This is a genomic window from Pseudomonas sp. CC11G (assembly GCF_056174845.1).
Genome location: NZ_JBWBZC010000027.1, coordinates 1 through 21,998, shown reverse-complemented (window position 1 = coordinate 21,998; position 21,998 = coordinate 1). Strand labels below are relative to the sequence as shown.

16 protein-coding genes and 2 pseudogenes are annotated in these 21,998 nt (G+C 60.1%); 10 read left to right on the top strand and 8 right to left on the bottom strand.

What is annotated here, in order from left to right; all coding sequences use genetic code 11:
* Positions 1-14: 14 nt before the first annotated feature.
* The 4 genes and pseudogenes from AC0V2S_RS23725 to AC0V2S_RS23710 all read left to right on the top strand — a co-directional run bounded on the left by AC0V2S_RS23725 (position 15) and on the right by AC0V2S_RS23710 (position 4,284).
* On the top strand, positions 15-1,505 hold the full coding sequence (locus AC0V2S_RS23725; protein WP_475511860.1) for an efflux transporter outer membrane subunit: 1,491 nt from the start codon (positions 15-17) through the stop codon (positions 1,503-1,505).
* Positions 1,502-2,620, top strand: a complete 1,119-nt coding sequence (locus tag AC0V2S_RS23720; protein WP_475511859.1) for an HlyD family secretion protein — start codon at positions 1,502-1,504, stop codon at positions 2,618-2,620. Before AC0V2S_RS23725 ends, AC0V2S_RS23720 begins: the two co-directional genes overlap by 4 nt.
* Positions 2,610-3,637 (top strand): annotated as a pseudogene (locus AC0V2S_RS23715) (DUF2955 domain-containing protein). Before AC0V2S_RS23720 ends, AC0V2S_RS23715 begins: the two are co-directional and overlap by 11 nt.
* 122 nt (positions 3,638-3,759) lie before the next feature.
* Positions 3,760-4,284, top strand: a complete 525-nt coding sequence (locus tag AC0V2S_RS23710; protein ID WP_475511858.1) for a DUF2628 domain-containing protein — start codon at positions 3,760-3,762, stop codon at positions 4,282-4,284.
* Here AC0V2S_RS23710 and AC0V2S_RS23705 read toward each other — a convergent pair.
* On the bottom strand, positions 4,209-5,117 hold the full coding sequence (locus tag AC0V2S_RS23705; RefSeq protein ID WP_475511857.1) for a fatty acid desaturase family protein: 909 nt from the start codon (positions 5,115-5,117) through the stop codon (positions 4,209-4,211). The genes AC0V2S_RS23710 and AC0V2S_RS23705 overlap by 76 nt on opposite strands.
* Positions 5,118-5,254: 137 nt before the next feature.
* On the opposite strand from AC0V2S_RS23705, the gene AC0V2S_RS23700 reads away from it, so the two are divergent.
* A complete protein-coding gene (locus AC0V2S_RS23700) occupies positions 5,255-6,277 on the top strand; it encodes an AraC family transcriptional regulator (protein WP_475511856.1) in 1,023 nt (340 codons plus the stop codon).
* Positions 6,278-6,302: 25 nt separating this feature from the next.
* Here the strand turns inward: AC0V2S_RS23700 and AC0V2S_RS23695 are convergent, their stop codons facing one another.
* Both AC0V2S_RS23695 and AC0V2S_RS23690 read right to left on the bottom strand, forming a co-directional pair.
* Positions 6,303-6,845, bottom strand: coding sequence for a GNAT family N-acetyltransferase (locus tag AC0V2S_RS23695; protein ID WP_475511855.1), 543 nt, complete (start codon positions 6,843-6,845; stop codon positions 6,303-6,305).
* A 319-nt stretch (positions 6,846-7,164) separates the two neighbouring features.
* Positions 7,165-9,102 carry a hypothetical protein gene (locus AC0V2S_RS23690; protein ID WP_475511854.1) on the bottom strand — a complete coding sequence of 646 codons (1,938 nt, stop codon included), beginning with the start codon at positions 9,100-9,102 and terminating at the stop codon, positions 7,165-7,167.
* A gap of 646 nt (positions 9,103-9,748) precedes the next feature.
* Between AC0V2S_RS23690 and AC0V2S_RS23685 the strand changes: the two genes are divergently transcribed.
* Positions 9,749-11,650: a potassium transporter Kup gene (locus tag AC0V2S_RS23685; protein ID WP_475511853.1), complete on the top strand. Its 1,902-nt coding sequence runs from the start codon at positions 9,749-9,751 to the stop codon at positions 11,648-11,650.
* Between the two features lie 186 nt (positions 11,651-11,836).
* Here AC0V2S_RS23685 and AC0V2S_RS23680 read toward each other — a convergent pair whose 3' ends face one another.
* A complete protein-coding gene (locus AC0V2S_RS23680) occupies positions 11,837-12,778 on the bottom strand; it encodes a magnesium transporter CorA family protein (RefSeq protein WP_475511852.1) in 942 nt (313 codons plus the stop codon).
* Between the two features lie 24 nt (positions 12,779-12,802).
* Positions 12,803-14,389 carry a RimK family protein gene (locus tag AC0V2S_RS23675; protein ID WP_475511851.1) on the bottom strand — a complete coding sequence of 529 codons (1,587 nt, stop codon included), beginning with the start codon at positions 14,387-14,389 and terminating at the stop codon, positions 12,803-12,805.
* Positions 14,390-14,481: 92 nt separating this feature from the next.
* On the opposite strand from AC0V2S_RS23675, the gene rimI reads away from it, so the two are divergent.
* A complete protein-coding gene (gene rimI / locus AC0V2S_RS23670; protein ID WP_475511850.1) occupies positions 14,482-15,579 on the top strand; it encodes a ribosomal protein S18-alanine N-acetyltransferase in 1,098 nt (365 codons plus the stop codon).
* A gap of 255 nt (positions 15,580-15,834) precedes the next feature.
* Entirely contained in the window at positions 15,835-17,376 is a 1,542-nt protein-coding gene (locus AC0V2S_RS23665) for a TerC family protein (RefSeq protein ID WP_475511849.1), read from the top strand.
* Positions 17,377-17,481: 105 nt separating this feature from the next.
* Here AC0V2S_RS23665 and AC0V2S_RS23660 read toward each other — a convergent pair.
* The 3 genes and pseudogenes from AC0V2S_RS23660 to AC0V2S_RS23650 form a co-directional block, all read right to left on the bottom strand.
* Positions 17,482-18,172: pseudogene (locus tag AC0V2S_RS23660) on the bottom strand (SDR family NAD(P)-dependent oxidoreductase); the annotation flags it as partial.
* Between the two features lie 64 nt (positions 18,173-18,236).
* Entirely contained in the window at positions 18,237-19,112 is an 876-nt protein-coding gene (locus AC0V2S_RS23655; protein ID WP_475511848.1) for an alpha/beta fold hydrolase, read from the bottom strand.
* Complete coding sequence (locus AC0V2S_RS23650; protein ID WP_475511847.1) at positions 19,109-20,590, bottom strand: flavin-containing monooxygenase; 1,482 nt, start codon at positions 20,588-20,590, stop codon at positions 19,109-19,111. The genes AC0V2S_RS23655 and AC0V2S_RS23650 overlap by 4 nt, the downstream gene beginning before the upstream one ends.
* Positions 20,591-20,671: 81 nt before the next feature.
* Between AC0V2S_RS23650 and AC0V2S_RS23645 the strand changes: the two genes are divergently transcribed.
* Both AC0V2S_RS23645 and AC0V2S_RS23640 read left to right on the top strand, forming a co-directional pair.
* Positions 20,672-21,406 (top strand): TetR/AcrR family transcriptional regulator, encoded by a 735-nt coding sequence (locus AC0V2S_RS23645; RefSeq protein ID WP_475511846.1) that lies wholly within the window; start codon positions 20,672-20,674, stop codon positions 21,404-21,406.
* Between the two features lie 256 nt (positions 21,407-21,662).
* Complete coding sequence (locus tag AC0V2S_RS23640; RefSeq protein WP_475511898.1) at positions 21,663-21,932, top strand: nucleotidyltransferase family protein; 270 nt, start codon at positions 21,663-21,665, stop codon at positions 21,930-21,932.
* Positions 21,933-21,998 lie beyond the last annotated feature (66 nt).

The following is a 21,998-nucleotide window of genomic DNA, read 5'->3' as shown; positions in this document are numbered from 1 at the left end:
CGTGCCCTGTTCGCATGAGCCGGTTAGTGCTGTGTGGCGCCCTGGGCCTGGGCGGCTGTGTGCGCCTGGGCCCGGACTTTCAGTCACCGACCCAGCCTTGGGTGGAGCACTGGAATACGCCAGCCTTGGCGCTGGCCAGCCAGCAACACCCACAGCCCGATAGCAGGCAGTGGTGGCACGTGTTTGCCGACCCGGTGCTCGACCACCTGATCAGCGAGGCCGACGCCCACAATGCCGACCTCGAAATCGCCGGTCTGCGGGTAATGGAGGCGCGCGCACAATTGGGTATCGCGCTCAGCAGCCGCTACCCGCAAGTGCAACAGGTCAGCGCCGACAGCGCCTACCTCAAGCGTCGCCAATGGGGCGGCGATAACCCGCAGGACAGCCATCTTTGGCAACACAGTGCGGGGTTCGATGTCGGCTGGGAACTGGATTTCTGGGGCCGGTTCAGTCGCGCCATCGAGTCAGCCGATGCGGCCTGGTTCGCCGCCCAGAGCAACTATGAAAACGCGCTGGTGCTGCTGCACGCGCAGGTGGCACAAACCTACTACGCGCTGCGCACCGCCGAGGCACGCCTGCTGATCGCCAAGAACAACGCCACACTGCAAAAGCGCAGCTATGAGATTACCGAGCGCCTGTTCGCCAGCGGCGACAATGCCGAACTCGATCTGCAACAGGCCAAGACCCAGTACCTCGGCACGCTGAGCACCATCCCCGATTTCGAGGCGCAGGTCGCCAGCACGCGCAATGCCTTGGCCACCCTGATGGGCCGCCCGCCGAGCGCGATGCCGGAACTGCAGACCAGCACGGGAGTGGTGCCCTTGGTTGACCGTGCCGTGCTGCAGGGTGTGCCGGTCGACTTGCTGTTGCGCCGCCCGGATGTGCGTACCGCAGAAGCCCAGGTCGCAGCCCAGTCGGCGCTGATCGGTGTCGCCGAGGCCGACCTTTACCCCTCTATCAGCCTGTTCGGCAGCATCGTCTGGTCTGCGAACTCCCTTGACGGCACGTCCAATACCTTGGACCTGATCGGCGGCCCAAGCCTGCGCTGGGACGTGTTCGACCATGGCCGAATTACCAACAACGTGCGTGTTCAGGATGCCCGTCTGCAGCAGTTGATCGTCGTCTACCAAGACAGTGTTCGCCAGGCCGCGCGTGAGGCCGATGACGCGGCGACCGGCCTGATCAAGGCGCTGGAGCGCGAGCGTATCCTCAGCGAAGCGTCGATTGCCGCCGAGCGCTCGGTATCCCTGGCCAATGCCCAGTACCGCGAAGGCTATTCGGATTTCCAGCGGGTACTCGATGCCCAGGCGGCCCTCTTCGCCCAACAGGATAACTACCTGGTCAATCGCAGCACGGCCATCAACAGCCTGATCGCTCTGTACAAGGCCGTCGGCGGCGGTTGGTACAGCGACCGCCCCCTGCTCGACCCCGCCACTCGCCAACAGATGCAGCAACGCACCGACTGGGGCAACCTGCTCGATGAAGGAAAGGAAGGTGCCCAGTGAGTGACCGCCAACACGAAACAGAAGAAGCCGCCCCTGCGCCTGCAGCCGACCCGGCGAAAAAAACCGTGAGTGGGGTTGCCGTGCTCATCCTCCTGAGCCTGATCTGGTACCTGCTGGCCGACCGCTATACCCCCTATACGCAACAGGCGCGGGTGCAGACGTTTGTGGTTCCGGTGGCAGCGGAGGTCGCAGGCCGGGTCACCAAGGTCAATGTGCGTAACAATCAAGAGGTAAAGGCCGGCGATGTGCTGTTCGAATTGAACCCGCAGCCGTACCAGATCGCGGTAGACCGTGCGCGTGCCGACTTGCAGACCACCCGCAAGCAGATCGGCGCCAACACCGCTGGCATCGACTCCAAGACGGCGTCGCTGAATGCGGCCCAGGCCAACGAAGTCATGTCCCGCCAGGACCTGCAACGCCTTGAACGCTTGTACAAAGAAGACGCGGGGACCATCTCCCTGCGTCGGCTGGAAGTGTCCCGTTCCACCCTCGATGCGGCCGTCGCACACGTCTCGGCAGCGCAGGCGGAAGTAGAACGTGCCCGCGAAACCCAGGGTGGCAGCGACGAGAAGAATGCCGTGTTGCTCAGCGCCATCGCCACGCTGGACAAGGCCGAGCTGGACCTGGCCAACAGCGTCGTGCGTGCCCGCTCCGACGGCCTGATTACTGACCTGCGCACCGATGTCGGCCAGTTCGCTGCAGCCGGTGCGCCGTTGATGACCTTGATCGCCATCCACGATGCGTGGGTCACGGCCGACATGACCGAGAACAACCTCGGCAAGATAAGGCCCGGCACCCCGGTGCGCATCGTGCTGGATGCCCTTCCCGGCACCCTGTTCGAAGGCCATGTGCGCAGCGTGGGCTATGGCGTCAGCACCGGCCAGAGTACGCCAGCCGGCTCCTTGCCCACGGTGCAGAACAGCCGAGACTGGCTACGCCCGGCCCAGCGTTTTCCCGTGATCATCGAGCTTGAACCCGGCCAGTTGAGCGACATCAGCGGCATTCGGGTCGGTGGCCAGGCCGAAGTCATGGCGTTCCCCAGCGAAGGCAACCCGTTGAACCCGCTTGGTCGCCTGTTCCTGCGGGTGATGAGCTGGTTGTCGTATGCCTACTGAGCAACAGGTTCGGGCGCGGCGAGCCCTGCGCCTGGCCACTGCACTGCGCTGTGCCTGGCCGCGAGCTTCGGCCTGGCGCTGCCCATCCCCTTCATTGCACCGATGCTGGCGCTGACGATGCTGGCCGCAATGAATCGACCGCTGCCGTTAAAGGCCAGCCTGGGCCTGGCCATGGTGCTGATGGTGACTACCGGCAGTGGCTTGCTGTTGATACCGCTGTTGCATTACTACGCGGCAACCGGCGTGATGCTGGTCGGCCTGTGCCTGTTTCTGGTTTTCAGGTATGGCATGCGTGGCGGCAACTCGCTGGTCGCCACTTTCATGGTGGTGGGCTTGACGATGATCAGCGCGGCCGGCGCTAGCGATTTCGACCTGGCCCTGCAGGTGGTCGTTTCGCTGGTCAAGGGCTTGCTCCTGGCCGTCACGGCGGTGTCGATCAGCCACTGGCTGTTCCCCGACCCGCTCGGCGCCCAACCGCCCGCCCCCGCACCTGCTCCTTCGGCCGAGGCAATCAGTTGGCTGGCATTGCGTGCAGCGCTGGTGGTGATGCCGGCATTTCTGTTGGCGCTGATCGATCCGGCCAGCTACATGCCGATCATCATGAAGGCGGTCAACCTCGGCCAACAGAGCACGGTCACCAGGGCGCGCACGGCCGGGCGCGAACTGCTCGGCTCAACTCTGCTCGGCGGCCTGCTGGCGATTGTTTTCTGGTTCGCGCTCGGCCTGTTCGTCAACCTGTGGATGTTCTTTCTATGGATGCTTCTGTTCGGGCTGCTGCTGGGCCGAAAACTCTATGGGCTGAGCCCAGGCACCTACACGCCGGGCTTCTGGCTCAACAGCCTGACGACCCTGATCATTCTGCTCGGCCAGTCGGTGCAAGACAGTGCCGCTGGCAAAGATGTATACACCGCCTTCGCCATTCGCATGGGGCTGTTTATTCTGGTCACGCTGTATGCCTGTGCGATGGTGTATCTGCTCGACAACCGTCGGCAACGTCGCCATGCGTCCGCCCCTTGATGAGGGCCGGCCAGGCTGATCATTTTTCTCTGCAGATCGATGAGGCGCGCGTGTTGTCGTGACCCGAGCTGCCCCAGCATACTGCGCGCAGGCACTCGCCTCCTCCGACACAAGGACGTTCCATGGAATCGCCAAACCCCTATGCCCCGCCTGCCTCCAGCGCAGCCGACCTGCCCCCTTCCGATGAGCGCATCAACGCGCTGGACGTATCGGCGAAGTGGAAAGAACGTTTTCTCGCCATCGCCCATGCCGGCGGCCCCAAACTGCCCCACTTCAAACAGTTGCCCAAAACCGAAAGACGCAAAGCCATGGGCCTGAACGTGCTGGCGTTTCTCTTCGGCCCCTTTTACTACCTCGCCAAAGGCATGTGGAAACGCGGCCTGGTTTACTTCGCGCTGGGTGCGGTCGCGATTGTGATCGTTGGGCTGCTGCTTGAGTACTTTGGCTTTGGCACGCTGGCCCGCTCCCTGCACTTTGGCCTCGCCGCGGTTTACGGGCTGCGCGCCAATATCGACTTCTATAAAAGACCGTGGAAGTCGATAACGGTTGGTGGTGAGGCTGGGCGGCCACGTCATTTTGAATCGCCGGACCGCCGCGCGGATTCAACGTTGCGTCGGCTGAAAATGCCGATCATGGGCGTACCGTGAGCGCGCATGATCGGCTCAATCCGATGGTGTAATGCGTGGTAGCGGTAAAACGGCACGCGCGGAAACAGGTGGTGCACGGAGTGCAGGTTCTGGCCCAGCCAGAACCACTCCAACGGTTTCATCCACCGCGGCATGATCAGGCTGTTGGTGGTGCGGTAACGCGCAGCGTCGTTGTATGGCAGATGGGGGCGATACGCGAACCAGTACACGACGAAGAATGCACCGACCAGGTAGCCAACCATCAACAATACCCAAGCATGTTCTCGCGCAATCAGCGTAACGAACGCGACACGCCAGCCGATCGCGATCAACACTTCCACTACGTAAGCCACCTTCACTCGCCGCGCAGCGGTCGGCCAAAATTCGCGGAACAGGAAGGTGTTCTGAAGCCATAGAAAACGAAGTCCGCACACCAGAAAGGCGAGCAAGCCACCGCTCATGCCCTTTACGACATAGTCCGGATCCTTGTCCGGCTGGTTGGTGAAGCGATGGTGTGTGAAATGCTCAACCTTGTGCGTAGAGAACGGCACCATGATCAACGGTGCGACCAGATACCCACACAGATCATTGAGCCACTGCAGTCGCTCATGACGACCATGAACGTTGCCGTGCACGGCCTCATGCAGGGGTGTGTACGACATGTAGGTGACGACGGCATAAATCAGGGTGGCCGTTGCCAGCGACAACTGGCCTGTGGCGAACAGGTAAAAGTTGCCGATAAGCGCTGCCCACACCAGGAGCACCAGTGCCAATGTTGGCCAGGCGAGTTCCGTGGTGTATTCGCGCGCCGTGGCGATGGCTTGTTTGTTCAACGCTGTGAGATCCGCATCCATGGTCGTCCTCCCGGACGTTCTTATTGTTGGTGGCGCAACCCTATCGGGTACTCGTGTACCTTTAGAAGGATAAGGGCGGCCTTTCACCATGCATTTCTGGCCAGGTCGTATCGCTCAGCTGTTTCAGAAGATCCGCCATGGGCATACCCACACACGCGCGCTTTCAGCACCCCATCGCCATCAGCCAGGTGATGGTGAACTTCGCCGCGCGTTACGGCGTCACTGCACAAACCTGCCTGCTAGGCACTGGCATCAGCGAAGCGCAGTTGCGCGACGCGGACGCTCTGATCGCACGCGAGCAGGAAATGCGCCTGATCGAAAACCTGATGCTCGCCTTGCCGGACGTGCCCGCGCTCGGCTTCGAACTGGGCCTGCGCTACAACGTGGCGACGTTCGGCATTTGGGGGTTTGCGCTGCGCACCAGTCGTACGCTGCGCGAGGCCATCCAGTATGCGCTGCGTTACCTGCCGCTGAGCACGGCGTATTGCCGATTGGAAATAGTCTGCGATCAGCACGAATACGGCACCAGCCTGGACGCCTCGGCGATCCCGCCTCACCTGCAGCAGTTTCTGCTGGAGCGCGACACAGCCACCGCCATGCGCCTGTTCGACGAGCTGACGCTATCCGGCTTGCAGGTGCTGCGGCTCGAATTCCAGGGCAAGCCGGCGGCCCACGCGGACCACATCGAAGCACTCGGCGGCATCGCGCCCCGCTATGGTTGTTCGCGCAACGCCATCGTGCTGCGGCGCCAGGATGTGGACGTGCCGATGCCGATGTACGACGCGCATCTGGTGCGCCTGCTGGAAGAGCAGTGCCGCACGCAACTGGAGAGACGGCAGGTCGGCGGCATTACCGGCCAGGTTCGACAACTGCTCCTGGGGACAACGGGTTTGGCGGCCTCTCTCGAAGACGTTGCGAGCCAGCTGGCGATGGCGCCGCGCAGCCTGCACCGCCGGCTGACAGAGGAAGGCACCAGCCTGCGCACGCTCGTCGAGGCGGAGCGTAAACAACTCGCGGGGCAGCTGTTGGAAAACACCGAGATGAAGCAGGAGGATGTGGCGTTTCAGCTTGGCTACGCAGACTCGACCGCCTTCGCGCGGGCGTTTCGGCGCTGGCATGGGCAGTCACCGAGCGAGTATCGGAAAGGCTCAAAGCAGTGACTAAAAGCGCAATGGGGCACGCCGTTTACGTGCGACGCCAGTCCTCACTGACGACCCCGAACTGCAACAGGTCATGAAACTCCCCCTGCTTGAAAAACGCCTGCTTGCTCACCCCTTCTTGCCGCAACCCAGCCTTTTCCAACACCCGCGCTGATGCCCCGTTAACGGCCATGCATGCGGTATGTACGCGGTGCAGACTCAGGGTCTCGAAGGCGAACTCGATAACCAGCCGCACGGCTTCAGTGGCGTAGCCCTGGTTGCGATACGGCGCTCCCATCCAGTAGCCGAGATGCCCACTGCGATGGCGCGGTAACGGCCGCAAATTGATGACTCCGATCAGCTCCTGCGTGGGCAAAAAAATACCGAACACGCCGTTCTCGTCGCGCTCAGCGGCCAGTGCCGAGCGCTCGATAAAGTCGAGTGCGGCGGCCAACGTATAGGGCGACGGCATGCCGGCCGTGTAGGCGGCTACCAGCGGATCGTCACCCAATTCAGCCAGGCGTGCGGCATGCTCGGTGCGCAGCGGCATCAGGCGCAGGCGCGTGGAGGTCAGGGTAGGCAGGTGCATTCGAGATGTTCCAGGCGGAGAAAAGAAGACGGTAAATCTGAAGGATAAAAGCCGTCCTGAAAAGCTGCCATTGGCTGCGGACGTACAGACTTGGCCACCAATGAGTTGGCCACCAATGTCAGGAAGGTTTGTTGCCAGGACGGTTACGTAATGTCTGGATCATCAAAGCCTTATGGCGTTCCCAACGGCCTGAGTATGCAGCCGTTTCTTGGGTGGCCTGGCGGTACGCAAGGTGTTGGCGCTGCGTCGAGAGATTTGCAAGTCGCTTTTGGCTGGAGCATCAGCCACAGCCAAAAGCCTTTACTCAAGCGTTCAGTATTCAGTCCTTTTGGCGCGGACCGGATAACGGGAACTCACGTAGGCGAATCACCGAGGTCATGCGATACACCTCTGAGTTTGGCTGGTTCGCCAGCGCAGACGGCCCCTGGTCATTGACCACATGCCAAATGCCGCCATCCCCGGCGATAACGGAACTGCTAATGGACCTAAGTCGTACGCCGCGAGTAGCTGGCGCCTCAACGGCGCTGGAGGCATGCACATTCTGCCCCATCACAAACAGCGAATAGATCGCCAACCCGGCAGCGTCGTGGGACTTAACATTCTTCCCCACTACATAGGATGCAAAGCCGTCCTTAGCGCCATTTTTCCACGCCGCTTGGCTGGGTGGGTCATAGGGCATTTCGCTTTGATAAAAGAGCGTCCTGCCCCGCTCGCCATTCCAGATAACCTGATTTTTTTGGTAGTGCTCAACAAAGAGCCCGAGCGCGTTGACGTCGTCACCGTTTACCACCAAGCCATGGTCGGCCTTATTGGAGTCCCACCCTGCACCGGTACCATGGTCGGCACGCCATAACCACGTGTGGTCCAGAATCACGTTGTTGTTGTTCACCTCGATGCTGGTTTTGGCTTGGCCCAGCAGCGGGCCGCCCACCCGTACAAACACATCGCTCACCGTGGTGGGGTCATGGGGCTCGCCCGCGTAGCTGCCCTTTTCACCTATTTTCAGAAGCACTTTTGAGGGGGTTGGGCCTGCCTCAACTAGCAAACCGGAAAGCATAACGCCGGTGATACTGGCCACCTCAATGGCAGCCGTTCCATTAGCGGCTACCAGCGAGGGGTAACCAAGGCCAAGTATTACCGTGTCCGGGCGGGAGACTTTTAATGCCTCACTAAGCATGTAAATCCCCGGTGTCAGAATAATATTTTTGCCCTCGCGCAACTGCCGGTTAATGGCTGGCGCCGAATCACCGGGCTTGGCGATGTAAAAAGTTTGAATGGAAAGTTGGCGGCCGTCCCGCGAAGACGTTGACCAGTCAAACCCCGAGCTATGGGTTTTCGCGTGCGGCACATACACGTAGAAGTTGTTTTTTTCATTGACGTAAATAAATGGCGCCTCACGAGAGGTCGGCGTTGTGGGCAGGCTGGTAATGCTGCCCGGGTCAAAGTCAGTGACCGGCGCGCCATCTACTCCAGAAAACATATAGTTAACCGCGCGCCCGTCCCAATAGCCGATCGAGCTGTTTCGCGTATACCAATGGGCTTGAGCTTTCTGCACCTTGCCATCGCCGCTGATTACAGACCCTTGCACTCGACTGTTGGCGATATAGGTGCCAAAGGCATAAGCGCCGTATTGCCCGGTGAGTTGCAGATCACCGAGCACATTGACCCGCCGTAGCGGTGCTGCCTGCGACACCGCCCAACGCAGGGTATAAGGCGGTGCCACTCCTTCTGGGTAAGCCCGTTCAGCGTCTTTGCCAACCGGCCGCTGGATGGGATTGATGGTGAGGTTGGTCATCGAGCGCCAGAACTGGGTAAGCGAGTTGGACTCGAGGTTATCGTCCTGGGGGTTACCGGAGGGGTTGTATTGAACAGGCTCAACGTGGAGCGCCCCATTGATTCGAACGTCTTCTGGTGAGCGCCCAAGGCCATAGATGGCGGTGTAATAGCCCACCTCAGCGTTGACGATGCCTGTTGCCGTAGCGGGATCGTCTTTGCCAGCTTCGCTGCCATACGTACCCGGCATAAAGAACACGGCATGGCGATTGGTGCTGAATTCGGGTTCTTCGGAGAAGCGCTGCAACGTCTGGTTTATCTGCGCAAGCGGTGTGGATGGCTTGAAGATAGTCACATTCGGTCCGAAGTCGGGAACCGTCTCTTTTTTCTTTTCCACTGCCGCAGTTGCGGCGCCCGTGTTGGCGACAAACGCTACCAACACGCAGGCTCCGGCAAGAGCCTTGGTGGTTAAATTATTGTTCATTCCATGCATCCATTTAATTAGATTTATTGTGGGTGGATATCCTTGAGCGACACACTCCAACCTCGGCGAGGCGCACGGCGTTGGAATAGGGAAATGGAACAAAAACCAATGAGAGCGACCAATCGTTTTTGAATCTTCAAGGTATCGTCGCAAGGAATGACTCAACCGCAATCAGTGTCTGTTTTTCCCCAGTGGCAGGGGCCGGACTCAAGTATTAAAAAAGTGAGCAAAAGGGACTGAAAAAAGGACGGATTGATTTTTGCTGCTCTACATTTTCTGACGGACCTGAATTCAAAGGAGTGAAAATAGATTTATCCCCTTTTCCCTTCGGCCAAAGCACGAAACCGCTTTTGCGCAGGGTGTATTTGGCGCACCAACGCGTTCGCCGAACTAATGCCTCGTGCGCATCTTCCCTACTCTAAAAGCTCGCCGTAGGCTGATCGCGAACGCTCTAGCCAACGCACAGTTCCACTTGCGTGCATCCCAAGAACTTCCAGAATTTTTACGCTTTCTTTACGAGCGCTCCTGCCGGCCGAGATGATACTGGCGACGTTTTTTTGCTCGCCGTTTGCCCCTGGAGCCAGCCAGCTAAAGGCTGCTTGCCGGCACGACGGGCTTCTCTTTGACCTAGCGTGAGCGTGCACTTTTGACTGAAACAGCAGCCTTGGCCCAGCCAACACAACACGTGAAAACCTCAGCCGCCGGCTTGCTGATAGCGGCTATTGGCGTGGTGTACGGCGACATCGGCACCAGCCCGCTGTACACCTTGAAAGAAGTGTTCTCCGGCCACTACGGCGTACAGGTCAGCCATGACGGGGTGCTGGGCATTCTGTCGCTGATTTTCTGGTCACTCATCTGGGTGGTGTCGGTCAAGTACGTGCTGTTTATTCTGCGCGCCAACAACCAGGGTGAAGGCGGCATCATGGCGTTGACCGCCCTGGCCCGACGTGCCGCCGCCGCGTATCCGCACTTGAGCAAGGTGCTGGTCCTGCTTGGGCTGTTTGGTGCCGCGCTGTTTTACGGCGACAGCATGATCACCCCGGCCATTTCCGTACTCTCGGCGGTCGAGGGGCTGCAGCTAGCGTTCGATGGCATTGAAAAATGGGTGGTGCCGTTGTCGGTGATCGTGCTGGTGGGGCTGTTTCTGATTCAGAAACATGGCACCGCGCGCATCGGCATTCTGTTTGGCCCGGTCATGGTGCTGTGGTTTGTGGTGTTGGGCGCGCTCGGGGTGTACGGCATCGTGCAACGCCCGGAAGTGTTGCAGGCGCTCAACCCATGGTGGGCCGTGCAGTTTTTTCTGGTGCATCCGGGCATGGGCGTGGCCATTCTGGGCGCCGTGGTGCTGGCCCTCACCGGCGCCGAAGCGCTGTACGCCGACATGGGTCACTTTGGCCGCCAGCCCATCGCCCGTGCCTGGTTTGTATTGGTGTTGCCGGGGCTGGTGCTGAACTACTTTGGCCAGGGCGCGCTGATTTTGCAGAACCCTGAAGCGGTGCGAAATCCGTTCTACCTGTTGGCACCAAGCTGGGCGCTGCTGCCCATGGTCGCCCTCTCCACTCTGGCCACCATTATTGCGTCGCAGGCGGTGATTTCCGGTGCCTTCTCCCTGACGCGCCAGGCGATTCAACTCGGTTATGTGCCGCGCATGTTTATCCAGCACACCTCCAGCCATGAACAAGGCCAGATCTACATCGGTACAGTGAACTGGGCACTGATGGTCGGCGTGGTGCTGTTGGTGATCGGCTTTGAATCGTCCAGCGCCTTGGCCGCTGCCTATGGCGTGGCGGTGACGGGCACCATGCTGATTACCACCCTCCTCGCCGCTGCCGTCGTACTGTTGACGTGGAAAACCCCACGCTGGTTGGCGATTCCGTTGCTGCTGGGCTTTCTGTTGGTAGACAGCCTGTATTTCGCCGCCAACGCGCCAAAAATTTTGCAAGGCGGCGCATTTCCGGTGATCGCCGGCATCGGGTTGTTTGTGTTGATGACCACCTGGAAACGCGGACGAAAAATCATCGTCGAGCGCCTGGACGAAACCGCACTGCCGCTGCCGCTGTTTATCAGCAGCATTGCCGCGCAACCGCCGCACCGGGTGCAAGGCACGGCCGTGTTTCTTACCGCCCGGGCCGACGCCGTGCCACATGCGCTGCTGCATAACTTGCTGCACAACCAGGTGCTGCATGAGCAGGTGGTGCTGCTGACCGTGGTGTTCGAAGACAGCCCACGGGTGCCGGCCAGCCGGCGCCTGGACGTGGAGCCGTATGGCGAAGGGTTTTTCCGCGTGAGTCTGCATTTCGGCTTTATGGAAGAACCCGATGTGCCCGGCGCCCTGAGCCTCTGCCAGTTCGATGGCCTGGCCTTTACGCAGATGCGCACCACCTACTTCCTCAGCCGTGAAACGGTAATCCCGACCAAGCGCATCGGCATGGCGCGCTGGCGCGAACACCTTTTTGCATTTTTGCTGAAGAACGCTAACAGCAACCTCAAGTACTTCAAGCTGCCCCTGAACCGGGTGATCGAGTTGGGTACGCAGGTGGAAATGTAGCCGCCGGCCGGGTCGTTTCGGCGGCCCGGCAACTGCGGTCACTCGCGTTTGTGGCGCGATTGCTTGACGCGATCCCAGTAAAAATTCACCACACCAAATAGAACAATTACGCTCACCATCAACAGACCTATCTCGGTCGAAGTCATGGTTATTTCCCCCCATAAAATTACGCTGACGTTGCAACACTCAGTTAGCCGTTAGCACTTTTGGGGTCATGCGCTTTAACGCAAACACCACCAGTGCCCCCATAAATCCCATCGCCAACAGAAACAGTGGGTAGGCGTACCACCAAGGAATGCTGTGGGTCATCATGCTGAACTCCGACATGCCGCCAATACTGGCAATCAAGTTCAACGGCAGAAACACCACGTTAATCAACGTCAATTTGCGCAGCAGCGAGTTCATACTGTTGTTCATCAAGTTGCCGCGCGCTTCGATAAGCCCGGAAAACACCGTCGAATAAATTTCCGCCTGTTTGTAACACTGGTTGTTTTCGATAATAAGATCATCAATACGCGCCAGCGCTTCGCTACCAAACTGCTGTTGCTCAGCGTGATTACGCAAGCGGGTCAATACCGCGCCATTACTGTGAATAGCATTGATGTAATAAATTAGACTTTCACTGAGGTTGAACATTTGAATCAGGTGTTGGTTTTCCATGGACGCGTTGAACTTCTGTTGCAGTTCACGCGCCACCAACTTGATTACTTTCAAATGCCCCAGGTAGTGGTGAATATTGTTGAACAACACGTCCAGCAGCACATCCAGCGGCGTGTGCAACGGTTGCCGCGCGCCCACCCCGGTCAATTGCCCACTGTCGGTAGAAATCACCACCAGGCGCTGACCGCAGAACAGCAAGCCAAACGACGACACCTCGAACGACAGGCTGTCGCCGCCGCAGTAGTTCTCCGGGCTTTTCCAGATAAGAAACAGGTGCTCGGGGTGAAACTCGATGCGTGACACCTCGTCCGGGTCCAGCGCCGAGGCCAACGCGTGTTCGTCCAATTTGAAATCGCAGAGCAGAACATCGCGCTCGGCCGTGTCGGGGTTGGTGAACAGCAGCACCGGCGCGCTCAGGTGCGACACCGGCACCAGCGCCTGGCGGGCTATTTGGAAGCTATTGATCACGCGCAGTCCTCGTTATTCGGGCAACTACCAGGCCTGACCACGGCGTTTGAGTTCCAGACGGCGAATGAACTCCTCCAGCACCAAGGCGTAGAGGTCATCCTGCAGATAGGCGTCTTCGATGCCGGCATCCAGGTTGGGGTTGTCGTTCACCTCAATCACCACCACCTTGTCGCCGGCCTGTTTGAGGTCCACGCCGTACAGTCCATCACCAATCAGGTTGGCGGTGCGCACCGCCAGCTCCACCACGGCCTTGGGCGCCTCATGCACAGCCAGGGTGCGGCATTCGCCGTTGATGTCCTGACCCTTGGCCTTGTGGTTGTAGATTTGCCAGTGGCCCTTGGACATAAAGTACTGGCAGGCATAGATGGGCTTGCGGTTGAGCACGCCGATGCGCCAGTCGTACTCGGTGTAGAAGAATTCCTGCGCCAACAGCAGCACCGAGTGCTCGAACAGCTGCGCCGTGGCCTCCAGCAACGCCTGCTGGTTCTCGACCTTGGTCACCCCGCGGGAAAAACAACCGTCCGGAATTTTCAGCACCAGCGGAAAGCCCAGGCGCGCAGCCACCTGCTCCAGCTCCTGGGGGCGGTCTTTGTAGAGAATCTCGGTGGCAGGCATGCCCAGTTGGTGGCTCTTGAGCAGGTCAGTGAGGTAGACCTTGTTGGTACAGCGCAGAATCGAGGTCGGGTCGTCCATCACCACCAGCCCTTCACTCTCGGCTTTTTTCGCGAAGCGGTAGGTGTGGTTGTCCAGACTGGTGGTTTCGCGAATCAACAGGGCGTCGTACTCGGCCAGGCGCGGGTAGTCTTTTTTCTCGATCAGCTCCACATCGATGCCCAGCCCTTTGCCCACGCGGATAAAACTCTCCAACGCCTTGGCATTGGACGGCGGCAGGCCTTCGTCGGGATCGTGCAGAATGGCCAGGTCGTAGCGCGCCAGGCGCCGCGAGCGCGGCAACCGCCAGACCTTGCGGCTGAAGGCATCGAGGGAATTGGCAAACTGGTGTTCCTGGTCATCGCGCAGCTTGGGCAGGGCGCCGGCCTTGATGCCCTCGATGTGCCAGCCGTTGGCGTTGCGAAACTCCACCAGCAGAATCGGGCAGGGAAACACTTCAAACACCTGGCGAGCCAGATCCTGCAAGGGTTCAAGGTCGGTCTTGCCGAAGTACAGACTCAACGTAAACCCCTCGGTATTACCGTAGGGGTGATTATTCAACGCCTTTTCCAGGGTCTTATCCAAATCATCGAGTGCCAGGCCATAGAGCGCCTTGCGGGTAAGTTCGCTAATGGTGCGCACCGACGGCAATACCCGATGGCCACGCGCCTCAGCCAATAACGAACAGTAATAGCCGTGCCCCAGGTATTTATAACTGCGGCACAAGTTGATTACTTGCACCCGTTTGCCGCCTTCAACTTCGCAGGAATGCTCCAGGTATTCCTGCGCCGTCATTACATCTTCGTAGGGCAAGTAAGAGGCCCAGTCTTCTTTGCGCTCAACAATGATAATGAACTGACTGGAACTTCTGGTTGTATCTGCCAAATAACTGGGCTTAGAGTACGCCGTGGTCGATACCGTTGTTGCCGGAACAAGTACGCTACTGTTTACCGCTGACATGGAGTTGGGTCCGTTGGAGAACAAGTCCTTTTCTATTAAGCACGGGCTTTTGGAAAAGTCTCCTTTCGTTACGCAACTTTTACGGTGGTTATATGGAATGCATTGTTCGCCCTGCCAGCCCGGACGACTTGCCGGCATTACTGGAACTGGAAAGCCAGTGTTTTGCCCACGATCGGTTATCGGCCCGCAGCTTTCAGTGGATGCTCAGCCGCGCCCACGCCAGCTTTACCGTCGCGCAAGCCGGCGACCAGTTGCTGGGTTATGCCTTGGTGCTGTTTCACCGCGGCACGTCGTTGGCGCGCTTGTATTCGCTGGCCATCAGCCCGGCAACGCGCGGCCGGGGCCTTGGTGCGCAACTGCTGGCGCGGGCCGAAGAGCACGCACTGGCGCACGACTGTGCCTACCTGCGCCTGGAAGTGCGCACCGACAACCACGCTGCCATCGCCCTGTACGAGCGCAGCGGCTACCGGCAATTTGCCGTGCTCAGCGATTACTACGAAGACCACGGCACCGCCTTGCGCCTGGAAAAGCGCATCGCGCACTACCGCCAGACCGGCAAGCGCCAGGTGCCCTATTACCAGCAAACCACCGACTTCACCTGCGGCCCGGCGTGCCTGTTGATGGCGATGGCCGCCCTGCAAACGCCGCGTAAAGCCGAACGCCGTGAAGAAGTGCAGCTCTGGCGGGAAGCCACCACCGTGTTCATGACCGCCGGCCACGGCGGCTGTAGCCCGCAGGGGTTGGCCTTGGCGGCATGGCGCCGGGGTTTTCGCGTGTGCTTGCAGGTGAATGTGGGCGGGCCGCTGTTTCTCAACGGCGTGCGCAGCGAACACAAGAAACAACTGATGCGCCTGGTGCACGACGAGTTCTGCGCGCAACTGGCAGACAGCGACGTGCAGCAGGTGCGCGAGCACGCCAGCCCCTTGCGCCAGCTACTAAGCGACGGCGGCCAGCCCCTGGTGCTGATCAGCAGCTACCGGCTCACCCACTCAAAAGCGCCGCATTGGGTGATCGTCACCGACTGCGATGAAGACTTTGTCTACCTTCACGACCCGGACATCGACCACAGCCAACACCGCTCGGCCCTCGACTGCCAACACATGCCGGTGAGCCATGCCGACTTTCAGCGCATGAGCTGTTTCGGCGCGAACAAACTACGCGCCTCGGTGGTGGTTTATGGGCGTGAGTAGTTGCTGCAACGAGGTGTCAATCAGCGCGCCGAAAAACCCGCCGGTACAAATTCCGAAATACATGTCAGCAAACCCGGCGGTTTTTTAGCGCTAGCATGGCCGCCCGAAATCAGTTTAGGCCTCAATGAACACCCTCCAGGAACCCCCGAGTCGCGTGCAACCGCGCACGACTTACTGCCGCACCACCGCTACCGCCGCCCTGCCCGCGCACCGGGCTACCTCACCTTCCACCGCCAAGCGGGGTGCGTAACCACCATGGAATGGATCGCTGACCCCACGGCCTGGCTGGGCCTGCTTACCCTTATCGTTCTGGAGTTGGTGCTCGGCATCGACAACCTGGTGTTTATCGCCATTCTCGCGGACAAACTGCCGCCCGAGCAGCGCGACCGCGCGCGGGTGATTGGGTTGTCGTTGGCGCTGATCATGCGCCTGGGCCTGCTGGCCAGTATTTCCTGGATGGTGACGCTGACCGCACCGCTGTTCGAGGTGTACGGCAAGGCGTTCTCCGGCCGCGACCTGATCATGCTGTTCGGTGGTGTGTTCCTGTTATTCAAAGCCACCATGGAGCTGCACGAGCGCCTCGAAGGCCATATGGCCGAACGTTCCAGCAGTGGCGGCTACGCGCTGTTCTGGCCCATCGTCGCGCAGATTGTGGTGCTCGATGCGGTGTTCTCGCTGGACGCGGTGATCACGGCGGTAGGCATGGTCGAACACCTGGCGGTGATGATGATTGCCGTGGTGGTGTCTATCGGCCTGATGATTGTGGCCAGCAAACCGTTAACCCAATTCGTCAATGCGCGGCCCACCGTGATCATGCTGTGCCTGGGCTTCTTGATGATGATCGGCTTCAGTCTGGCCGCCGAGGGTCTGGGTTTTCACATCCCCAAAGGCTACCTGTACGCCGCCATTGGTTTCTCGATTCTGATCGAGCTGTTCAACCAGTTGGCCCGCCGTGGCCGTAAACGCTCCGCCCAAGGCCAGCGCCCGCTGCGAGCACGCACCGCCCACGCCGTGATGCGCTTGCTCGGGGGCCGCGCGCTGAGTGCGGACGAAGTGGGCGAAGACATCACCGACCTGGTGGGTGAAGGCCACGAGCCGGTCTTCAACCGCCGCGAGCGCGTGATGATCAGCGGCGTGCTGCAACTGGCCGAACGCCCGGTGCGCGCGGCCATGACCGCCCGCCCCGAGGTGGTGTACCTCGATGTCGCCGACAGCCCTGAAGACATCCGCCAGAAACTGATGCACTCCTCGTACTCGCGCCTGCCGCTGATTCGTGAAGGGCGTATCGACGAGCCGTTGGGCTTTGTGCACAAGAAAGAACTGCTCAAAGAAATGCTCGCCGGCAACCAGCCCGACCTGCAGACCCTGGCGCGGCAAGCCATCAACGTGCTTGCGCATTTCACCCTGCTCAATGCGCTGGAGCAGATGCGCAAAGAGTCGACCCATATCGCCTTTGTGGTCAGCGAGTTTGGTGACTTTATGGGCATTTTGACCATGACCGACATTCTCGAAGCCATCGCCGGCGAGCTGCCCGACGCCAGCGAGGTCGATGGGCCGGATATCGTCGACGAGGGCGGCGCGTTTCTGGTCAGTGGCGCGCTTAACCTGAGCCTGGTGCGCGAGCGCATTGGTTTTGAAGCGACGCCAACCGACGACTACCAAACCATCGCAGGGCTGGTGATGAGCCTGCTGGATCGGCTACCTGTCATGGGTGACCGTGTGCAATGGGCCGGCTGGCAATTGACTGTGGTTGGGGTGGCCGAACGACGCGTAACCCGGGTGCGGTTGAGCAAGTAAGCCGCTAGCGCTGCGACCGCTTCATCAGCCGCTCTACCACGCCCCAATAACTTACCGGCATCAGGCGCTCGAGTATCGACAGGATCAGCGCGTCGGTGCCCACAATTACCCGTGCCTTATCGCCTTCAATGCCTGCACAATAATTTGCGCAGCCTTGGTCGCGGGCATTTTCAGCACTTTGTTCATTTCTTTTTTATGCCGTGCAACTTCCAACGCATCGGCGCCTTTTGGCGCTCTGGCGTTGTCGGCAATAGACGTGGCAATACCGCCCGGGTGCACGACGGTGACCCCGATAGCGGTGCTCGCCAGCTCGTGGCGCAGGCTGTTGGAAAAACCTCGCACGGCAAATTTACTGGCGCTGTAAGCGGCCTGCCCGGCGGAGACACCAGCCCGAAGAGGCTCGACAGATTGACGATGCGGCCCGGCGCGCCGTTGCCGCGCAGAATCGGCAAAAACGCGCGGGTGCTGTCCACCACCGCGCGGAAGTTGATGTCCATGATCCAGTCGAAGTCTTCTTCCGTTACCTGCTCGAACGTACCGCGAGTGCCACACCGGCGTTGTTGATAAGCAGGTGAACGGTCTTGTGGGTTTTGAGCACTTCGCCTGGCAAGGCGCGGATGGCTTGCCGGTCCGCCAGGTCGACCACATGGGTACTGAAGGTTTTGCCGCGTTGTGGCAGCAAGGCCAATGTTTCGCGCAGCCCGGCATCATCGCGGTCAACCAGCGCCAAGTGGCACCCACGCTCAGCCAACAACATCGCCAAGGCGCGACCGATACCACTTGCCGCCCCGGTCAGAACCGCTACTTGATTATCGAGTTTCATGCTTGTTGTCCTGGTTGGCTGCGAATGTGGTTGAGGATCAACGCCGCCAGGCGTTCGCCTGAGGGGCGTCGATTTGATGGCGCATATCGGCAATGACTTCATGGCTGGCGCCCGGTATCGCACGGGCACTGGCGACGCCGCCGGAGGGGTGCACCATGCGGTCCAACCCACCGTGCACGATAAGGGTGGGCGCCTGGATGGCGCTCAAACGCGGGGTTCGATCACCTGACTTCAATATGGCCCCGATTTGGCGGAACAACGCACGCGCATCGGCCCGTTCGCCGTTGCGCTTCCAGGCCTGGCTGGCGTAGTGCGCCCACAAGGTGGGAGCGCCGGCTGCCTTGGCATCGCCAATGTGCAGCATCGTTTGCCGAAAGCTTTCTACCGCCTCGGCTTCGGTGCGCGGCGCTTTGGCTCGCGCCATGCGCCATAGCGTGGACGCAGCGGGCTGGCCAACCTTGCGATTGCCCGTCGTGGAAAAAATGGACACCAGCGACTTGGCCTTGTGCGGGTGTCGATACGACAGGGCCTGGGCGATCATTCCGCCCATCGACATACCCACCAGATGAGCACTGTCGATTCCCAGATGATCGAGCAGCTGTGCGCTGTCGTCGGCCATGTCTTCCAGGCCGTAAGCACCTGCAGGCGCCTTGCCGGTGAGCTGCTGCCATTTGCTCGGGTGCGGCGTCGCCATACGCGGCGAGCGCCCGGCATCGCGGTTGTCGAAGCAGACAACGCGAAAGCCCCCGGCCACGAGCTGATCAATCAATACCGCCGGCCAATACACCAACTGCAGGCCAAGCCCGACAATAAGCAGCACGGTAGGCGCATCCTCGCGCCCATGGCTGGCATAGCACAGCCGCAGGCCGTTCGGCAGCGTGGCGAACTGCTCGTTATGGGTAGCCAGGCTCATGGCTGCACCGCTTTGGGCAGGAACTGCAAGGCCGGGTGACCGACCTCGCCGTTGCGCAGAATTTTCACGTCCGCCACGTAGTTCCACGACATGGTCCAGGGGTACGCCTTGCCTTGCCGTGGCAGTTGCGACAAGGAGCGTTGCACGTAGCCGGCACCGAAATTCAACAGCGGCTCGGTTTCCATATTTGGGTCGGCCTTGGGTGTGCAGACGGCATAGTCATGCGCTTCCATGTAGCCGAGCAGGCGAGTGAAGTGCTCGCAGAGCAAGCCAATCTTCAGGGTCCACGACGACGCGGTGTAACCGATCGCGATGGCGAAATTCGGAATGCCGCTGAGCAGCATGCCCTTGTAGGCGACATGCTCGGACAAACGCACCTGCACCCCATCAATTTTCGGCAGGATGCCGCCCAACGGCTGCAGGTTCAGCCCGGTGGCGGTGACCACCACATCAGCGTCGATATGCGCCCCCGAACGCAGCTGAATACCGGTGGCCGTAAAGCGCTCGATCTGGTCCGTGACGACGGATGCCGCACCAGTGGATATCACCTTGAACAAATCGCCACCGGGCACCGCGCACATGCGCTGTTCCCAAGGGTTGTAAGGCGGATTGAAGTGCACGTCCACGGGATAGCCAGCAGGCAGCATCTTGGCGTTCATGTTGCGAATCAGCTTGCGTGCAGCAGCCGGGTAACGCTGGCAGAACGCGAACACCCAACGCTGCTTGGCAATATTGAAACGACGCGCCAACGAGTGAGCGATGGTGTTCCCCAGCAAGGGGCGAATCCGTCGAGCAATCGGGTCTCTGGTCGGTACGGCCAGCACATAGGTCGGCGTGCGCTGCAGCATGGTTACGTGCGCTGCTTTGTCAGCTAGCGCAGGCACCAGGGTGACCGCAGTGGCGCCACTGCCAATCACCACCACGCGCTTGCCGGTGTAATCCAGGTTTTCGGGCCAGTGCTGGGGGTGCACGATCTGCCCCTGGAACTGCGCCTGGTCCGGGAAGTCGGGTGTGAACCCCTCGTCATAGCGGTAATAACCGGCGGCGTTGAACAGCCAGCGGGCTTCGATGGTCACCTCGTCACCCGTTTCTTCTTGCCGCAGAGTGACTTCCCAGCAGCGTTTGGCACTCAGCCAATTGGTATCAACCACCCGCTGTTGGAAGCGAATGTTCGGCTCGATACCGTTTTCGCGGGCGGTTTCGGCAATGTAGGCCTTGATCGACGGGCCGTCGGCGATGGCGTTCTCGCCCTCCCACGGTTTGAAGTCGTAGCCGAACGTAAACAGATCGGAATCGGAACGGATGCCGGGATACTTGAACAAATCCCAGGTGCCACCCAAGTCAGCGCGCGCCTCGATGATCGTGTACGACAGCGTCGGGCAACGCTTCTGTAAGTGATACGCCGCGCCGATACCCGATACACCGGCACCAATAATGAGTACATCGACAGGCGCAAGGCTGGAGCGGGCTTCGGTCATGGGTTCACTCTCAATGTGACAACGTTCGTTCTCACTACTTTGATTGTGGCAACAAGCGTTGTCAATCTGTAGGATTCGCCCATGACCGATGACCCCAACTTCCCAATCGAAAGTTCGAGTGAGCGAACCTACTCAGGTATCGCCGTCACCGAGCGCGCGGCCTCGCGCCGCCAGCGCTTTATCGAAGTCGGCATTGAACTGTTCGGCACCGTGGGCTTTCACGGCACCACCATGCGCGCCCTGACGGCCGCATCGGGCCTGACCAATCGCTACTTTTATGAGTCTTTCGAGACCATGGAAGACTTGCTGGTGGCCTGCTACGAGCAACTGATTGGCGACTATCGCGCGCAATTGAGTGAAGTGCTGAGTGACGCGACCGCCAACGTGGAAATCCGCACGCGGGCCGGGCTCACCTGCTTTTTCGAGGCCATGTCCAACCCACGCTTTGCACGAATCACCCATGGTGAAGTGCTCGGGGTCAGCCCGCGGGTAGATGCCTTGTACATGCAGTCGGTCGCTGATTTTGCGGCGCTGATGATGGACTTGCTCAGCAGCGCCGGAGTGCCAGTCGCGGCCCATGACCCGCGCGAAATGCAACTGGTTGGAACGGCACTGGCCGGCTCGGTCATCCAGACCGGTGCGCTCTGGGTATACAACCGCTACGAACTGCCCATCGATCTGCTGGTGGAGTCCACGGCGAAGGTTATTCTCGGCACTGTTAGCCAGTTGCAAATTGCCAGCCACCAACACGGAACAATCCATGATCTCAGTTGCAGGCCTGGTTTTGGCAGCAGGGTTCGGACGTCGGTTCGGTAGTGACAAAACGGCGCGCGCCAATGAGCTCCGGGCTCACACTGTTAAGTGCCAGCGTAGCCGCGGTAGTTGCTCGTTTACCTGATACCTGGCTGGTGCTGCGCCCCTCAGACACCGCTGACGCGCTGGGCCTCACTCACCGTGTGAATGTGGTTTACAGCCCATCCGCCGAGCTGGGCCTAGGGCATAGTTTGGCCAGTGGCATGAGTACCCTCATCCGTGACTCCACGCGGACGCGGTGGCCATTTTTCTTGGCGACATGCCCTGGATAACAGCAGCAAGCATTGATCGCCTGGTTGCAGCCGCGGCTGCTGATCGAATCGTTTTGCCGGAATTCAATAGGCAACCAGGGCACCCGGTGATCTTCGGTCGCCGTTTCTGGCCCGAGCTGCTGCTCGTCACAGGCGATACAGGCGCCAGGTCCGTCCTGCAGGCGCATCCCGAGGCCGTGCAGCGAGTGAAGGTTGATGACCCAGGCGTTTGCAGGATGTCGACACGCCGCAGGCGCTTCGCTAGCGACGCTTGGTAGCGAGAAAGCTCAAGCGCACTTCTGCACTTCCATGAGTTCCTTTGCTTGAGAAACGGACAGCTCGTT